The organism is Stenotrophomonas sp. 82F1 (assembly GCF_056861525.1).
Genome location: NZ_JBSPUD010000008.1, coordinates 134131 through 150997 on the forward strand (window position 1 = coordinate 134131; position 16867 = coordinate 150997).

Sequence of the window (16867 nt, forward strand, 5' to 3'; positions counted from 1 at the left end):
CACGCCCCATAAAAAAAGCCCGGTGGCCAGCCGGGCTTGAACCCTGCGGGGGAGGGGAACGTATCAGGCCACATCCAGATTGGCGCGTCGGGTCTGCGCCTTGATCAAACGGTCCATGGTCCGCAGCGAACGGTCGCCCAGGGCCAGCGCCGAATCGACCCAGACCTTGGTGATTTCCAGCAGTTCGTCATAACTGACCGCCTGCGCCAGGTTGCGCGCGGCATTCATCGCCAGGTACGACTGTGGCAGGCGCTGCTGCTGGCGGATCATCTCTTCGACTGCACTGCGACCTTCACCTTTCCTGACCAGCACGTCGACCACGCCCATCGCGTGCATCTCCTCGGCGCTGTAGACACGGCCGTCGAGGATGATCTTCTCGGCCAGCTGCGGCGCCACCCGGCGGCACAGGAACGAGTAGGCGCCCATGCCCGGGAACAGGCCGAACAGCACTTCGGGCAGGCCCATGCCGCAGCCTTCTTCGGCCACGATGGTGTGGCAGGCCAGGGCCATTTCCAGGCCGCCACCCAGTGCATCGCCCTGGATCAGGGCGATCGAACGGACATCGCCGCCGAAGCCGGTGTGCAGATGGTGCACGCCCTCCACGCAGCGTTGCGCGTAGGTCAGCAGCAGGTCGCGGTTGCCTTCGCGGATCAGGCGGGTGAACAGGTCCAGGTCGCCGCCCAGGTTGTAGGCGGCGGCGTCGGAGGCCAGCACGAAATGGCGCAGCTGGCCGCTGTGGCGCTGCGCCGGGCCGCGGGTGATGGCGCTCATGTAGCTCCACATCTCGTCCAGCATGTCCTTGCGGCAGCAGGGACGCACGCCGGTGGAGGCGTCGGCGTGCATGAACAGCCAGTGGGCGGCGCCGTCGGCGCTGTCCTGGGTGCGGATGGTGGCATAGGGCGAGCCGCTGCTGGGCAGCTTTTCGATGGTACTCATGGAAGGGTCCTCGGCGGTGCGGCCCGCAGATCAAGGTGGTGGCCGGCGGGCCGAACGGTCCACTCACGCGGCGATGCTACACCGGCCCCGGGCCCGCGCACGCGAAAAGGCCCGGGTCGTTGCCGACCCGGGCCTGAGTGCGTTCAACTTTCCGCAAACCCTTACGGGGCGGGCGTATCGCGGAGTTCGCGACGCAGGATCTTGCCGACGTTGGTCTTCGGCAGCTCTTTTCGGAATTCAACGATTCTGGGGTGCTTGTAGCCGGTCAGGTTGGCCCGGGCGTGTTCCTTGACCATCTCGGCGGTCAGGTTCGGGTCCTTCTTGACGATGACCACCTTGACCACCTCGCCGGACTTCTCGTCCGGTACGCCCACTGCGGCCACTTCCAGCACGCCCGGCATCATCGCGATCACGTCTTCGACTTCATTCGGGTACACGTTGAAGCCGGACACCAGGATCATGTCCTTCTTGCGGTCGACGATGTAGAAGAAGCCGTGCTCGTCCATCTTCGCCATGTCGCCGGTGTGCAGCCAGTCGTCGGCGTCGATGGCCTTGGCGGTTTCCTCGGGGCGCTGCCAGTAGCCCTTCATCACCTGCGGGCCGCGGATGCACAGTTCGCCCACTTCACCCAGCGCCAGGATGTTGCCGTTGTCGTCCTTGATGCAGGCATCGGTGGACGGAATCGGCAGGCCGATCGAGCCGTTGTACTCGGCAAGGGTAAGCGGGTTGATGCAGGCCGCCGGCGAGGTCTCGGTCAGGCCGTAGGCCTCGACCAGGGTGACGCCGGTGGTCTTCTTCCAGCGCTCGGCGACCGCACGCTGCACGGCCATGCCGCCGCCCAGGGTCACCTTCAGCGAGGAGAAGTCGACGGTGTCGAAGCCGGGGGTGTTGAGCAGGCCGTTGAACAGCGTGTTGACGCCGGTGATCGCGGTGAAGCGCACCGACTTGAGCTCCTTGACGAAGCCCTTCATGTCACGCGGGTTGGTGATGAGGTGGTTGCAGCCACCGAACTTCATGAAGACCAGGCCGTTCGCCGTCAACGCGAAGATGTGGTACAGCGGCAGGGCGGTGATGATCCATTCCTTGCCCATCTCGATGCCCGATGCGCTGATCCAGGCCGAGGCCTGCTGCATGTTGGCGATCAGGTTGCGGTTGGTCAGCATCGCGCCCTTGGCCACACCGGTGGTGCCGCCGGTGTACTGCAGGAACGCCACGTCGTCGTGGTCGATCTCGACCTTCGGCAGCGTGTGGCGGCTGCCCAGCTTGAGCGCCTGTTTGAAGCGCACCGCGCCCTTCAGATGGTAGTTGGGCACCATCTTCTTGATGTACTTGAGCACGAAGTTGACGATCACGCCCTTGGTGCCGAGCAGGTCGCCCAGGCCGGTGGTGACCACATGCTTGACCGGCGTATCGGCGATGACCTGTTCGACGGTGTCGCCGAAGTTGTCCACCACCACGATCGCGGCAACCCCGGCGTCGACCAGCTGATGCTTCAGCTCGCGCGCGGTGTACAGCGGGTTGACGTTGACCACGGTCAGGCCGGCACGCAGCACGCCGAAGGTGGCCACCGGGTACTGCAGGCAGTTGGGCATCATCAGGGCGACGCGGTCGCCCTTCTTGAGCTTCAGCTCGCCCAGCAGGTAAGCGGCGAACTGCTCGACCAGGGCATCGGTCTCACCGTAGGTGAGGGTCTTGCCGAAACTGGAGTAGGCCGGTCGGTCGCGGTACTTCGCGACGGACGCGTCGAAGACCGAAACTACCGAATGGAACTCGTTGACGTCGATTTCGGCGGGAACGCCTTTCGGATAGCTCTGCAGCCAGGGACGATCCAGACTCATATTCCCCCTCCAGGAATCGTAATGATGGGTGCGGCGCGGACAGTATCCGCCAGAACCGCTCTCCGCAGCATACCGTCCCGTAGGGAAAACGCGAAGAGGCGTGCCGCGTAGTGGCTGGATGCGTCAGAAGACGCCGGGCATGGCCCGGCGCTACCGAAGGGGCAGAGGCAGCGCCGGGCCATGCCCGGCGGAGCAGCCGTGTCAGCCGCGGCTGCGCACCGGAGCGCCGTTGGCCTTGTAGTACGGCGCAGTGCTGCGCGGCAGCGGGGTGCGGCCACGGATCACATCGGCCAGCTTCTCGGCGATCATGATGGTCGGCGCGTTGAGGTTGCCGGTGACCACCTGCGGCATGATCGAGGCATCGACGATGCGCAGGGCTTCCAGGCCGTGCACGCGACCCTGGCCGTCGACCACCGCCATGGGATCATCGGCGTGACCCATCTTGTTCGAGCACGACGGGTGGTAGGCGGTCTCGGCATGCTCGCGCACGAACGCATCGATCTGCGCGTCGGTCTGCAGCGCGCTGCCCGGCGAGATCTCGCGGCCACTGTACGGTGCCAGCGCCGGCTGCGCGAAGATCTCGCGGGTGATCCGGATCGCCGAACGGAACTCGCGCCAGTCCTGGTCGTGCGACATGTAGTTGAACAGGATGCTGGGATCTTCGCGCGGGTCCTTCGAGCGCACGTGGATGCGGCCACGGCTCGGCGAGCGCATCGAACCGACATGCATCTGGAAGCTGTGCGCCTTGATCGGGTTGGAGCCGTTGTAATTGATCGCCACCGGCAGGAAGTGATACTGCAGGTTGGGCCAGTCGAATTCGGCATCGCTGCGGATGAAACCGCCAGCTTCGAACTGGTTGCTGGCGCCGATGCCGGTGCCCAGGAACAGCCATTCGGCGCCGATCGCCGGCTGGTTGTACAGCTTCAGTGCCGGGGCCAGCGAGACCGGCTTCTTGCACTCGTACTGCAGGTACATTTCCAGATGATCCTGCAGGTTGGCGCCGACGCCGGGCAGGTGGTGCACCAGGTCGATGTCGAGGCTGCGCAGCAGGTCGGCCGGGCCGACGCCGGAGCGCTGCAGGATCTGCGGCGAGGCGATGGCGCCGCCGCACAGCAGCACTTCGCGGCGGGCGGTGGCGCGCTGCGGCTGGTCGTTGTGCAGCCACTGCACGCCCACGGCGCGCTTGCCCGAGAACAGGATGCGGTCGGTCAGCGCGTGGGTGACGATGGTCAGGTTCGGGCGCGGCTTGGCCAGGTCCAGGTAGCCACGGGCGGTGCTGGAGCGACGGCCCTTCGGGGTGACCGTGCGGTCCATCGGACCGAAGCCTTCCTGCTGGTAGCCGTTGAGATCGTCGGTGCGCGGGTACCCGGCCTGCACGCCGGCCTCGACCATCGCTGCGAACAGCTCGTTGTTGCCGGCCTTGGGCGTGGTGACGCGCAGCGGGCCGTCACCGCCGTGGTAGTCATTGGCGCCGATGTCGCGGGTTTCGGCCTTGCGGAAATACGGCAGGCAGTCTAGGTAGGTCCAGTCTTCCAGGCCCGGCATGCCGGCCCAGTTGTCGTAGTCCATCGCGTTGCCGCGGATGTAGCACATGCCGTTGATCAGCGACGAACCGCCCAGGCCCTTGCCACGACCGCAATCCATCCGGCGGTTGTTCATGAAGGGCTCGGGATCGGTCTTGTACGCCCAGTTGTAGCGCTTGCCCTGCAGCGGGAAGGCCAGTGCGGCGGGCATCTGGGTACGGAAGTCGAGCCGGTAGTCCGGGCCACCGGCTTCCAGCAGCAGCACGCTGACATCGGCATCTTCGGTGAGGCGGGTGGCCAGCACGTTGCCGGCCGAACCGGCGCCGATGATGATGTAGTCGTACTCGTTATGGGTGCTCATGGTTGCTCTCCTGCAGGCCGGGCGCACTGCGTGCAGGCGTCCCGGCGGAATGTCGGATCGGCGCGGTGGCCGGACGATGGGCGGTGCTCGGGGGCGCGCCGGTCAGAACACGCTGGCGTAGTCGCCCAGTTCGACCTGCACCGACTTGATGCGGGTGTAGTGGCCGAGGGTGGAGATGCCGTTCTCGCGGCCGACACCGGACTGCTTGTAGCCACCGACCGGCATTTCCGCCGGCGACTCGCCCCAGGTGTTGATCCAGCAGATGCCGGCTTCCAGGCGATGGATGATGCGATGTGCGCGGCTGATGTCCTTGCTGACCACGCCTGCGGCCAGGCCGAAGGTGGTGTCGTTGGCACGACGCACCACTTCGTCCTCGTCGTCGTAGGCGAGGATGCTCATCACCGGCCCGAAGATTTCTTCCCGGACAATGGTCATGTCATCGCGGCAGTCGGAGAACACCGTCGGCAGCACATAGGCGCCCTCGGCCAGGGCGCCGTCGGTGGCGCGACCGCCGCCGGTCAGCAGGCGCGCGCCTTCGCTCTTGCCGCTTTCGATGAAGCGCAGCACGTTGTCCATGTGCGGGAAGCTGGTCAGCGGGCCGAAGTTGGTCTCGGCGGCCATCGGGTCGCCGATGCGGATGCGCTTGACGCGCTCGACCACGGCGGCTTCGAACGCGGCCAGCATGCTGCGCGGCACGAACACGCGGGTGCCGTTGGTGCAGACCTGGCCGGAGCTGAAGAAGTTGGCCATCACCGCGATGTCGGCGGCACGGTCCAGATCGGCGTCGTCACAGATCACCAGCGGCGACTTGCCGCCCAGTTCCATGGTCACTTCCTTCAGCGACGACGAGGCGGCGCTGGCCATCACCTTCTTGCCGGTGGCGACGCCGCCGGTGAAGGAGATCTTCTCGATCACCGGGTGCTCGGTCAGCCAGTTACCGATCTCGCGGCCGGGGCCCTGCACGACGTTGAACACGCCGTCCGGCACGCCGGCTTCGGTGTAGATCTCGGCCAGCTTGATCGCGGTCAGCGGGGTTACTTCGGACGGCTTGAACACCATCGCATTGCCGGCGGCCAGGGCCGGGGCCGACTTCCACATGGCGATCTGGATCGGGTAGTTCCAGGCGCCGATGCCGGCGACCACGCCCAGCGGCTCGCGCCGGGTATAGAAGAAGCTCGATTCGCGCAGCGGCAGCTGGATGCCTTCGATGGCCGTGGCCAGGCCGGCGTAGTACTCCAGCACGTCGGCACCGGTGACGATGTCCACCGTGGTGGTTTCGGCCAGCGCCTTGCCGGTATCCAGGGTTTCCAGATGGGCCAGCTCGTCATTGCGCTCGCGCAGGATCTCGACGGCGCGGCGCAGGATGCGCGAGCGCTCCATCGCGGTCATCGCTGCCCACACCTTCTGGCCTTCGCTCGCGCTTTCAACCGCGCGCTCGACATCGGCCTGGCTGGCGATCTGCACGTCGGCCAGCACCTGGCCAGTGGCCGGGTTGATGGTCTGGAAGGTCTTGCCACTGGTGGCATCGATGCGGCGGCCGTGGATGTAGAGCTGTTGCACGGGCAGGGTGGTCATCGGCTTGCTCCTGGAAGGGGTGGGGCGGGTTGCTGGCGCGCTCAGGGCGCGTTGGCCTGCAATTGGAAATCGATGTAGCCGTAGGCGATGCGGCGTGCCTTGTCGGCGTTGAAGTCACCGCCGACCAGGCTGCCGCGCAGCCACAGGCCGTCGATCATCGCGGCCAGTCCGCGTGCGGACAGGCGTGCCTGTGCATGCGGCAACTGGCGGTTGAACTGGTGGCAGAGGTTGGAGAACAGTCGCTGGTCGTTGGCACGCTGCAGCCGGGTCAGTTCCGGCTGGTGCATGCTCGCGGCCCAGAACGTCAGCCATACACGCATGGCGGTCCCGTTGGTCTGGCTGTCGTCGAAGTTGCCATCGACGATGGCGCGAAGCTGTGAACGTGCGTCGCCGGCGGCAGCGTCGCGATAGCGGGCGACGGCGGCCTTCAGCTCGCGCAGGATCTGCCGCATCGCGGCATTGAGCAGGCCGTCCTTGTCGCCGAAGTAGTGGGCGACGATGCCGCTGGACAGGCCGGCCTTCTTTGCGATGGTGGCGACGGTGGCATCGGCCATGCCGATCTCGTCGATGGTCTGGAAAGTGGCCCGGATCAGCTGCTCGCGGCGGACCGGTTCCACGCCTTTCTTCGGCATTGTCTCTCCACGGATTGCGACCCGGGATGCCGGGCTGGTGAAGATCATACTTTTTATTGATTGAACGTTCAATCAATAAACCCTACGATGCCGGTCGCGCCCCCACGCCATGGGCCCGGTTTCCGGTCCGGCCCCGCCCATGTGCCCCCCTGGACTGATGAGACGACCCCATGTCTTCCCTGGCTCATCCCAAGCGCTCGCCCCTGCGCTTGAACCGTTGCGTGTTCTTCAGTTCGTCGGTCTCCATCGGCATCCTCGGTGCGTTGACCGTGTTCTTCCCGCAGGCCAGCGAGCACTGGCTGCAATGGGCACAGGCCGAGGTCTCGGCGGCGTTCGGCTGGTGGTACATGCTGCTGATCGTGGCCTGCCTGGGCTTCGTGCTGTGGCTGGCGTTCTCGCCGTATGGGCGCATCCGCCTGGGCCATAACGAGGAATCGCCCGCCTTCGGCTACGTGGCCTGGGTGTCGATGCTGTTCTCGGCCGGCATCGGCATCGCGCTGCTGTACTACGGCGCCTACGAGCCGCTGGACCATTTCCTCAACCCGCCCGGGCAGCCCGGCGGCACCGTCGCGGCCGGACGCGAAGCAATGGTGCTGACCTTCCTGCACTGGGGGCTGCACGGCTGGGCGTTGTACGCCCTGGTCGGCGTGGCGCTGGGCTACTTCGCCTACCGCCGCAACCTGCCGCTGGCGCTGCGTTCGGCGCTGTACCCGATCTTCGGCGAGCGCATCCATGGCCGCATCGGTGACATGGTCGATGGCTTCGGCATCCTGGCGACGCTGATCTCGATGGTCACCAACCTCGGCATCGGTGCGCTGGTGGTGCAGTCCGGCCTGGTCTACCTGTTCCACATCCCGGATACGCCGCAGGTGCTGGTGGCGATCGTGCTGGTGATGATGGTCGTGGCCACCATCGGCGTCGTTGCCGGTGTGGAGAAGGGCATCGCCTGGCTGTCCAACCTCAACGTGCGGCTGCTGTGCCTGCTGCTGCTGTTCGTGCTGGTGACCGGTCCGACCCTGCACCTGTTCGATGGCCTGGTGCAGAACACCGGCGACTATCTGGGCGCGTTCGTGCGCAAGAGCTTCGACATGTACCTCAATGACCCGAAGGGGCGTGAGTGGATGGGCTCGTGGACGCTGTTCTACTGGGCCTGGTGGATTGCCTGGGCACCGTTCGTGGGCCTGTTCGTGGCGCGCATCTCGCGCGGCCGCACCATCCGCGAAGTGATCATGGGCGTGCTGCTGATCCCGCTGGGTTTCACCCTGGCGTGGCTGTCGATCTTCGGCAACACCGCCATCGACCTGGTGTTGAACCACGGCCAGGCGGTGCTGGGCGAAGTGGCCCAGCATGATGCGGCGATGACCCTGTTCAAGCTGCTGGAGTACCTGCCTGCAGCGCCGTACATCGCCGGTGCGGCGGTGGTGATCGGTTTCGTGTTGTTCCTGACCCCGGTTGATTCGGGCACGCTGATGATCGCCAACCTGTGCACCCGTCGTGTCGATGATGGCGTGGAGGACGGGCATGACGCGCCGATCTGGCTGCGCGTGTTCTGGGCGGCGGGCATCACCGTGGCCAGCGTCGGCCTGCTGCTGGCCGGCAACTTCAGCGCGATGCAGACGGCGGTGGTGCTGTGCGGCCTGCCGTTCTCGTTCATCCTGGCGTTCTACATGTGGGGCCTGTTGAAGGCGCTGCGTACCGACCCGGATGCGCCGCGCCGGTGATGTTGTGTAGAGCCGAGCCGATGCTCGGCTGCTGCTCGCGGAAATGCAGCCGAGGGCAGCCTCGGCTCTACACGGAAGCAAAAGGAAGGGCCGGATCTGTGAGGATCCGGCCCTTTTTCTTGTAGAGCCGAGCCCATGCTCGGCTGATGCTGTGGTGATGCAGCCGAGCGCGGGCTCGGCTCTACAGGTCAGGCGTTACTTGCTGGCGAGCTGTCGCAGCACATACTGCAGCAGGCCACCATGACGGAAGTACTCCACTTCCTTCGGGGTCAGCAGCATCACCGACACTTCGAAGGTCTTCTTCGTGCCATCGGCCTTGGTCGCGGTGACCGTGGCGCGCTTGCTGGCACCATCCTCCAAGCCGGTGACATCGATCACTTCCGAACCGTCCAGGCCCAGCGACTGTGCGTTTTCACCGTTGCGGAACTGCAGCGGCAGCACGCCCATGCCGACCAGGTTGGAGCGGTGGATGCGCTCGAAGCTCTCGGCGATGACCGCCTTCACGCCCAGCAGCAGGGTGCCCTTGGCGGCCCAGTCACGCGACGAACCGGTGCCGTACTCCTTGCCGGCCAGCACCACCAGCGGCACCTTGTCGGCCTTGTACTTCATCGCCGCGTCGTAGATCGCCAGCTTTTCCGGCTGGCCACCGTTGGCCGGGTAGTACAGGGTGTTGCCGCCTTCTTCGCCACCGAACATCAGGTTCTTGATGCGGATGTTGGCGAAGGTGCCGCGGACCATCACGTCATCGTTGCCGCGGCGGCTGCCGTAGCTGTTGAAGTCGGCCGGCTGCACGCCGCGCTCCTGCAGGAAGCGGCCTGCCGGCGAATCCTTCTTGATGTTGCCGGCCGGGGAGATGTGGTCGGTGGTGATCGAATCGCCGAACAGGCCCATCACGCGCGCGCCGTGCACGTCGTCGATGGTGCCGACCTGCATGGTCATGCCATCGAAGTACGGCGGGTTCTTGATGTAGGTGGACGCATCGCTCCACGCGTACAGATCACCGTCCGGCGAGGCGATGGTGTTCCAGCGGGTATCGCCCTTGAACACGTCGGCGTAGTTCTGCTTGAACATCTCCGGGCCGACGGTAGCGGCGATGACGTCGCCGATTTCCTTGTTGCTCGGCCAGATGTCGCGCAGGTACACCGGCTGGCCATCGCTGCCGGTGCCCAGCGGTTCGCTGGTCAGGTCGATGTCGGTGGTACCGGCGATGGCGTAGGCCACCACCAGCGGCGGGCTGGCCAGGTAGTTCATCTTTACTTCGGGGTGCACGCGGCCCTCGAAGTTGCGGTTGCCCGACAGCACCGAGGTCACCACCAGGTCGCCACTGGCGATGCCGGCGCTGACTTCGGTCGGCAGCGGGCCGGAATTGCCGATGCAGGTGGTGCAGCCATAGCCGACCACATAGAAGCCGATCTTCTCCAGCTCGGTGAGTACACCGGCCTTTTCCAGATAGTCGGTGACCACGCGCGAGCCTGGGCCGAGCGAGGTCTTGACCCACGGCTTGCGGTCCAGGCCCCTGGCGGCCGCGTTGCGGGCCAGCAGGCCGGCGCCGATCATCACCGCCGGGTTGGAGGTGTTGGTACACGAGGTGATGGCGGCGATGACCACTGCGCCATCCTTCAGCCGCACTTTCCTGCCGTCCATCTCGATGTCGGCGTAGCCCTTGGCCAACTGCTCGTTGCCCACTGCGGCGCCGCCACCTTCGTTGACGAAGGTGGACACATCCTCGCTGCGCTTGTCACGGTTGGCGGTCATGCCGACCAGGGCGTCGCGGTAGTTCTTCTGCACGTCTTCCAGCAGCACGCGGTCCTGCGGGCGCTTGGGGCCGGCCAGCGAGGGCTTGACCGTGCCCATGTCCAGTTCCAGCGTGGTGCTGTACTGCGCATGCGGGCTGTTGGCGTCGTGCCACAGGCCCTGCGCCTTGGCATAGGCTTCGACCAGGGCGATCTGCTCTTCGCTGCGGCCGGACAGGCGCAGGTAGGTCAGCGATTCGTTGTCGATCGGGAAGATGCCGCAGGTGGCGCCGTATTCCGGGGCCATGTTGCCGATGGTCGCGCGGTCGGCCAGCGGCAGGTGCTGCAGGCCGTCGCCGTAGAACTCGACAAACTTGCCGACCACGCCGAGCTTGCGCAGCATCTGGGTGACGGTCAGCACCAGGTCGGTGGCGGTGGCGCCTTCGGGCAGCTTGCCGGTCAGCTTGAAGCCGACCACCTGCGGAATCAGCATCGACGAAGGCTGGCCGAGCATGGCCGCCTCGGCTTCGATGCCGCCCACGCCCCAGCCGAGCACGCCGATGCCGTTGATCATCGTGGTGTGGCTGTCGGTGCCGAACACCGTGTCCGGATAGGCGATGGCCTTGCCATCCTTGTCCGCGGTCATCACCACGCGAGCCAGGTTTTCCAGGTTGACCTGGTGGACGATGCCGGTGTTGGGCGGCACCACCTTGAAGTTGTCGAAGGCCTTCTGGCCCCAGCGAAGGAAGCCGTAGCGTTCCTGGTTGCGCTGGAATTCGATCTTGCCGTTGAGGTCCAGTGCGTCGGGCTTGCCGAACACGTCCACCTGCACCGAGTGGTCGATGACCAGTTCGGAGGGGATCAGCGGGTTGATCTGTTCCGGGCGACCGCCCAGCTTGACCACCGCATCGCGCATTGCGGCCAGGTCGACCACGCAGGGCACGCCGGTGAAGTCCTGCAGGACCACGCGCGCCGGCATGAAGGCGATCTCGGTGTCCGGCTCGGCCGCCGGGTTCCAGCGGGCCACGGCCTCGATGTGATCCTTGCCGACGGTGACGCCGCCATCCTCGTGCCGGAGCAGATTCTCCAGCAGGATCTTCATCGAGTAGGGCAGGTGGGAGATGTCGAAGCGCTGGCCCAGCGTGGGCAGGCTGAAGTAGTCGTAGGTCTTGCCGCCGACGTCCAGCTGGCTGCGGGTGGAGAACGAATCGCTCATGCGGGGAAACTCCTTCTTGCGGATGGCTTGCACTGGCCCACCGCGGCGGGCCTGCTTGCGTGTGACGGTGGCGTTGCGGCCGCCCGATCCCCGCCAGTATGGCCGAGCGGAGAGGGGCCGGAACGCCCTTGGCGCAGGACGCAAGGTTACAGGGCTGTATGTAGTGCCGATGTCACGGTTCTTCGTGCCCCTGCCGATTTTGCAACTTTCTTCATGGCGGCTGCTGGCGAGGCCAACCAGAGTGAACGGTTGATCCCAGCAAGTTCCAGCCAATGACCCATGAACGCCTGACCGCCCCCCACGAACGCCCGGAGGTCGCTGATGCCGTCAGCGCCCGTAACACTGCCCGGGAGCTGCTTCTGGCCGGTCAGGGGCAGGCCCTGGACGCCCTGTTTGCCAGTCGTGACGACCTGGAGGAGCCGCGGACCGGGCTGGGCTCAGCGCAATGGCTGATGCAGCAGCTGATCGCGCCGTGGGTTGAACAGATCCGGTTGATGGAGCTGTTGCGGGAGTGGGTTGCACGGTGCCCGCAGAGCTACCATGCCTGGCTGGTGCTGGGTGCTGCCTGGGCGCAGGCCGCCGCACGCATCCGTTCAGCACGGTGCGCGAACCAGGTGGGCCGCAGTCAGTGGATCGGCGCCGGCCTGGCCAGAGACCACGCAGTAGCCTGCTTCCTGCAGGCGCTGAGCTGTGACCCGCGCGGGCGACAGGCATGGCATCGACTGTTGAGGGTCACGTGCTATCTCGGTGAGCCGCAATGGCTGCTGGATCAGCAGGTTGGCAAAGTGCCGGATGCGTACCCGGACACTGATGGCCATGATGAGCTGACCTGGCAGGCAGGATTGGCGCATGTGGCGTCCCTCGGCGGGGCTCTGCAGCAGATGCCCTGCCTGCCGGAGTGCCTTGCACCACGGCTGCCGCACGAGTTCGAGGACGGCAAGATCTACTGGCTGCGGCAGGCATTGGCAGTCAGCCCCAACGACCTGGACCTGCTGGGTGACTATCTGTATTTCCTCTATCCACGCTGGGGAGGAAGCCACGAGCAGATGCAGGGTTTCATCGACGGTCCGATCTGCAAGGGGCTGACCGAGGCGCAGCGCAATGATCTGCGCGAGCTGAAGGAGAATGACTGGATCGGGATGATCGATGACAGTGAAGACCCGGAGGACATCGCGCAGGTAAGGGAAAGCCTTGATGCCCTGCTGGCTGCAGACTTGCTGCCGGATACCCGTGCACGTGCGTTGAGGGCCTATACCCGGCACCTTGCCTATCAGGCACGGACGGAGGTGGGCGGCGAAGTTTGCTGGAACAAGGCTGAAATGCAGCGCGTGTACGCGATGTTGGTGGAGATGTTCGAGCTGATGCCTTACGCATTCGCCGAGCGGAGTCTGTATACGCTGGAGCAGTGCGTCGCCCATGTTGGAATTGATGACAGCGCTGGTCTGATGCGCCGTTGCCTGGAGCTTGAAGAGCTTCTGCATAACGATGCGTGTGCGCTGTTGTGGCTGGACGTCGCCCGCCAGTGCGATGCCTTTGGTCTTGCTGGCGATGCGCCCTTGGCGGCTGGCTGCAGGGAAGCCCGCTTCGACCTGGCGCTGCGTATGGCCGAGGCTCAAGGCACGGATGTGGGCCAGCACGCATTCAATCTGTATGACGGCATCGATTCGGATGCCGGGATCGCATTGTTCGAGCGACTTGTCGCACGTGGTCACGCGGGCGCCATGCTGGTGTACTCCGGCGAGCTATCGCCAGATGCACCGCCCGCCAAGCGCGGTCGTGCGGTCCCGGACGCGGCCCGGAGCGCGGCGCTGCTCGAAACCGCCGCGGCCGCCGATCACCCGGTTGCCCTGTGCAACTGGGGGCTCAGGCGTGCAAAAGCCTTCTATAGCGATGGTTGTCCCCAAGCGCGCGCCGACGCGCTGCGTTGCTATCGGCGTGTCAACGAGGTCACGCTGCCGCACGATCGGGCTTGGCCGTACGCAATGCAGACCCTGGTGCGGATGCTTTGGGAAGGAACCACGGATGAGCAGCATGAGGCAGTCCATACCGTCCTGGTTCGTATCTGGCTTCAGGATGACACTGAGCTGGAGGCATGGGCGTCCAGATTCTTCGCCGACGCATTCCTTGCGGGCATCGGTGTCGTCACCAACCGCTGGCTGGCAAGCGTCTGGCTGGAGCGCGCCAGCGAGCGTGAGCCGGACGATCCGGACCTTGCAGGCCTGCAGGATCGCCTGCAGATGAAGGGCCACTGGCTGGGCGGCCTTCGTTGGCGCCGCGCCATCGAACGTGATCGGAAGCAGGCTGACCCCGTGGCCTACGCGCTGACGTTCGGTGAGGCGCCACCCGACTCAGATGCAGGCTGACGCGACATCGGCCGCGTGGTCGGCCCGCCGGGTTCGTGAGGCTGCGGGCGGGGTGCTGGCGGGCATTGGAGGCGTGGTTCTGTTGGCCCTGCCGCTGGCAGTGATCGCGACAGCTCCGCTGATCGCCGTACTGACACTAGCCTGGGCCGGGCATGCCAGCCTGCCGTGGTTGCACGTCCTGCTGGTTCCCATGCCGGTGCTTGCGCTGCTTCATCTGTGCGCCGTCACTCGTATGCTGGCCGGGTATCGGGCGACACCTGCCGATGTGGCACCGTGGCCGGCCGTGCGAAGGAACGAGGCCCCTGCGTTGTTCGCGGTGTTGGATGCCGTAGCAGCAGCGAGGAGGCTGGCGCCCATCGATCAGATCTGGATCCACGATGAGTGCAATGCCTCGATAACGATCGAGCGTCGCTGGCGTCCGGGGACCACGCCGGTGCTGCGGGTGACACTGGGCTTTCCATTGATGGCGATGCTCTCACCCGAGCAGCTGCGGGCGGTCATCGCACACGAGCTGGGGCACGTCGAGGGAGCGCGTGCTGTATTGCACACGCTGCTGGTCAGATTGCTGGCACTGACATCGCGTAGGGCGCCGGACGGTGCAGGTACGCGGTACGCAAGATCAATGTGGAGTCTGGTGGCGTGGGTCGGCCGACTGTGCGGTCCACTGGCCGAGCGCCGATGGCGTCGCCTCTCGTACAGCTGTGAGTACCGCGCCGACCTTGCGGCGGCGCAGTGCTGCGGAAGCGCGCAGGTTGCGCAGACGCTCGCGATGATCGGATTGGCAAGGCATACGCTGTCAACGCACTGGTGGCCTTTGTTCTTCCCCGTGGACACGCTGCCTGACGCGCCGGAAGGAAAACCCTTTGCAGGGTTGCTGGATGGGGCGCTGCACTGGCCCGGCCCGAGTGAACAGCGCTACTGGCTCGACGAAGCCGTGCTGTGCGGTGTTGCACCTTTGGAGGCGCATCCACGGTTGAGTGACCGGATTCGCATGTTGCTGGGCAATGGCACACCGGTGCTGGATCCGGTGGGTGAGGGGCGATCGGCGCTCTCGGTGCTGGTGCCGATGCTGACGTCCACGTTGCTGGCGGATGCGCTGGATCGCCGGTGGCCTGCCGATGCTGCTGACGCGTGGCGGCGGCATGTGCAGCGGTGCGAGTGCCTACGCCGGGATCGTGACCAGCTGCTCTGTCGCCGGAGTACCCAGGCACTGCCTGCACGCGCGCTGGAACGGCTGGGCTGGCTGCAGCGGGAGCTGGCGGAGGCGGATTGGCAGCAGATCCTGAACGATGCGGTGGTCTCCGGCGAACAGGATCTCACGCTTGCGCATTCAATGCTGATCGGCGACGCCATTGACAGCGGAGATGGTGCAAAGGCGTTGGAGATGCTTGACCGCTGTGCGGGCCAGTCGATCGACATGGATCGACATTGCCGCCGGTTGCGATTGCGACTTCTGCACCGGGCAGGGACAGACGCCTCCACCCTGGCGGCTCTGCGGCGTGACGTGGCTGCCGACGCACTCGCGGCGCATGTCGAGGCCGAGGAATGGGACTGGCTGGATCCGCTCAGTGTCTTTGAACCATTTGAGATGCCTGATTACGTACGCGAAGACATGGGGCGCGCATTGCGGCGCGTACGGGCGATCGCGAGATCGGTAAGCCTGTTGCAGCAACGATCGCGGTGGCGGAGCGATCGCCACAGGCTGGTGGTCGTGGTGGTGCCTGACGCAGGGCCGAAGGAAACCATTCTTGATCGGCTGCGCGTCAGTGACAGCCACCAGCGGCTGCGTTGCATTCAACTGCTTGACGCTGTGCAGCTTCCTGAAGGGCTGGCATGGATGGGCACGGTAGAAATGCCAGATAGCGGGCTCGCGGCGCGAATAGTGCGCGGCAAGGCATTTGCCCAGCGGATCTGATGCTGGCAGGGCAGGCGGGCTTTGCCAGTGCGCTTCGGTTTGCGGGCGGTCCCGGCCACGGCTTGCCGCGCGTTTGACTACCGGCTGGCGGGTTCCTGGCGGACCAGATATTTTCCCGTTCAGGAAAGATGGGCTCACGTAGCACGACGAAAACAGCGCCATGGGTGGCCGTTGGCGGCGGCTACCCGTGGGCGCTAGCAAACTGATACCTGAACGACTACCGCCGGGTGACATTCGCGGAAATCTGTCGGCGGACCTGCAGCCGCAGCGGGCAGGGAAGGGGCGAGCGTATCAGGTTCACTGCCTGCCTGCGGTCGGTGTTGCAGGGACGCAGCTGGCGGTATGGCCCTTTCGGTATGTATAATTCATGCATACCGAAGAGGGCGTACCGATGGAAGCCACTGTTGCAGAACGCGGACAGATCACCCTGCCCAAGGCGGTGCGTGATGCCCTCGGCCTGACCAAGGGCACGCTGCTGAAGGTCGAGCTGGACGGCAGCCGCATCATCCTGCGCAAGAGTGTTGACGATGCCATTTCACGGGCACGCGGCAAGTTCGCGCTGGACGGCTTCGAATCGTCCGACGCAGCCGTGCGTTCGGTGCGCGACGAGGACTGATCGGTGATGATCGCCGTCGATTCGCCGGTACTGGTCGAGCTGCTCAGCAATGGTCCGCAGGCCGATGCCGTGGAGGCCATCCTCCGGCAGAGCCTGGTCGGTGGCCGCGTGGTGGTCTGCGGCGCGACCCTGGCCGAAGTCTGCGCATCACTGCGCGGCGGCGCCGAGGTGCTCGAAGCGCTGGAAGAAATGGGCGTGCACTTCAACCCGATGGAAGCCAAGTCGGCGTTGCGCGCCGGCGAGATGCACCGCCGTCACCGCCAGCGCAGCGGCAGCCGCCGCAGCCTGGACGAATTCATGGTCGGCGCCCACGCACTGCTGCAGTGCGACGGCCTGATCACCTGGAACGACACGTTTTATCGCGACTACTTCAAGGGCCTGAAGCTGATCGTGCCGCAAGCCTGAGCCCACTTTTTATTCACCTCACGCATTACCCGG

At 65.5% G+C, this 16867-nt stretch carries 11 protein-coding genes; 5 read left to right on the forward strand and 6 right to left on the reverse strand.

Annotation, left to right across the window (positions count from 1 at the left end; translation table 11 throughout):
- Positions 1–63: 63 nt before the first annotated feature.
- From AC13GI_RS10890 to betI, 5 genes are all read right to left on the reverse strand, one after another.
- Positions 64–936, reverse strand: a complete 873-nt coding sequence (locus tag AC13GI_RS10890) for a crotonase/enoyl-CoA hydratase family protein (RefSeq protein WP_099818362.1) — start codon at positions 934–936, stop codon at positions 64–66.
- Positions 937–1097: 161 nt separating this feature from the next.
- Positions 1098–2774: a long-chain fatty acid--CoA ligase gene (locus AC13GI_RS10895; protein WP_089240952.1), complete on the reverse strand. Its 1677-nt coding sequence runs from the start codon at positions 2772–2774 to the stop codon at positions 1098–1100.
- Positions 2775–2975: 201 nt separating this feature from the next.
- Positions 2976–4658, reverse strand: coding sequence for a choline dehydrogenase (gene betA / locus AC13GI_RS10900; RefSeq protein ID WP_380658117.1), 1683 nt, complete (start codon positions 4656–4658; stop codon positions 2976–2978).
- A 102-nt stretch (positions 4659–4760) separates the two neighbouring features.
- Entirely contained in the window at positions 4761–6233 is a 1473-nt protein-coding gene (betB, locus tag AC13GI_RS10905) for a betaine-aldehyde dehydrogenase (protein ID WP_099818364.1), read from the reverse strand.
- 41 nt (positions 6234–6274) lie between these two features.
- A complete protein-coding gene (gene betI, locus AC13GI_RS10910; protein ID WP_482996277.1) occupies positions 6275–6865 on the reverse strand; it encodes a transcriptional regulator BetI in 591 nt (196 codons plus the stop codon).
- A 170-nt stretch (positions 6866–7035) separates the two neighbouring features.
- Between betI and AC13GI_RS10915 the strand changes: the two genes are divergently transcribed.
- Positions 7036–8586 carry a BCCT family transporter gene (locus AC13GI_RS10915; protein WP_482996278.1) on the forward strand — a complete coding sequence of 517 codons (1551 nt, stop codon included), beginning with the start codon at positions 7036–7038 and terminating at the stop codon, positions 8584–8586.
- A 195-nt stretch (positions 8587–8781) separates the two neighbouring features.
- On the opposite strand, the gene acnA is transcribed toward AC13GI_RS10915, so the two are convergent.
- On the reverse strand, positions 8782–11535 hold the full coding sequence (gene acnA / locus AC13GI_RS10920; RefSeq protein ID WP_482996279.1) for an aconitate hydratase AcnA: 2754 nt from the start codon (positions 11533–11535) through the stop codon (positions 8782–8784).
- 272 nt (positions 11536–11807) lie between these two features.
- Here acnA and AC13GI_RS10925 point away from each other — a divergent pair, with 272 nt between their 5' ends.
- The 4 genes from AC13GI_RS10925 (at position 11808) to AC13GI_RS10940 (ending at position 16834) form a co-directional block, all read left to right on the forward strand.
- Complete coding sequence (locus AC13GI_RS10925; RefSeq protein WP_482996280.1) at positions 11808–13898, forward strand: DUF4034 domain-containing protein; 2091 nt, start codon at positions 11808–11810, stop codon at positions 13896–13898.
- Positions 13888–15813, forward strand: a complete 1926-nt coding sequence (locus tag AC13GI_RS10930; RefSeq protein WP_133119573.1) for a M48 family metallopeptidase — start codon at positions 13888–13890, stop codon at positions 15811–15813. The genes AC13GI_RS10925 and AC13GI_RS10930 overlap by 11 nt, the downstream gene beginning before the upstream one ends.
- A gap of 391 nt (positions 15814–16204) precedes the next feature.
- Complete coding sequence (locus AC13GI_RS10935; RefSeq protein ID WP_008268694.1) at positions 16205–16429, forward strand: AbrB/MazE/SpoVT family DNA-binding domain-containing protein; 225 nt, start codon at positions 16205–16207, stop codon at positions 16427–16429.
- A 6-nt stretch (positions 16430–16435) separates the two neighbouring features.
- Positions 16436–16834, forward strand: coding sequence for a type II toxin-antitoxin system VapC family toxin (locus tag AC13GI_RS10940; protein WP_008267153.1), 399 nt, complete (start codon positions 16436–16438; stop codon positions 16832–16834).
- Positions 16835–16867: the final 33 nt, after the last annotated feature.

What these genes read in the sequence shown, in the direction of transcription:
- betB (WP_099818364.1), bottom strand. Translation starts at nt 6,233, where the DNA reads ATGACCACCCTGCCCGTGCAACAGCTCTACATCCACGGCCGCCGCATC.
- AC13GI_RS10925 (WP_482996280.1), top strand. Translation starts at nt 11,808, where the DNA reads ATGACCCATGAACGCCTGACCGCCCCCCACGAACGCCCGGAGGTCGCT.
- AC13GI_RS10890 (WP_099818362.1), bottom strand. Translation starts at nt 936, where the DNA reads ATGAGTACCATCGAAAAGCTGCCCAGCAGCGGCTCGCCCTATGCCACC.
- AC13GI_RS10935 (WP_008268694.1), top strand. Translation starts at nt 16,205, where the DNA reads ATGGAAGCCACTGTTGCAGAACGCGGACAGATCACCCTGCCCAAGGCG.
- AC13GI_RS10940 (WP_008267153.1), top strand. Translation starts at nt 16,436, where the DNA reads ATGATCGCCGTCGATTCGCCGGTACTGGTCGAGCTGCTCAGCAATGGT.
- acnA (WP_482996279.1), bottom strand. Translation starts at nt 11,535, where the DNA reads ATGAGCGATTCGTTCTCCACCCGCAGCCAGCTGGACGTCGGCGGCAAG.
- betI (WP_482996277.1), bottom strand. Translation starts at nt 6,865, where the DNA reads ATGCCGAAGAAAGGCGTGGAACCGGTCCGCCGCGAGCAGCTGATCCGG.
- AC13GI_RS10895 (WP_089240952.1), bottom strand. Translation starts at nt 2,774, where the DNA reads ATGAGTCTGGATCGTCCCTGGCTGCAGAGCTATCCGAAAGGCGTTCCC.
- AC13GI_RS10930 (WP_133119573.1), top strand. Translation starts at nt 13,888, where the DNA reads ATGCAGGCTGACGCGACATCGGCCGCGTGGTCGGCCCGCCGGGTTCGT.
- betA (WP_380658117.1), bottom strand. Translation starts at nt 4,658, where the DNA reads ATGAGCACCCATAACGAGTACGACTACATCATCATCGGCGCCGGTTCG.
- AC13GI_RS10915 (WP_482996278.1), top strand. Translation starts at nt 7,036, where the DNA reads ATGTCTTCCCTGGCTCATCCCAAGCGCTCGCCCCTGCGCTTGAACCGT.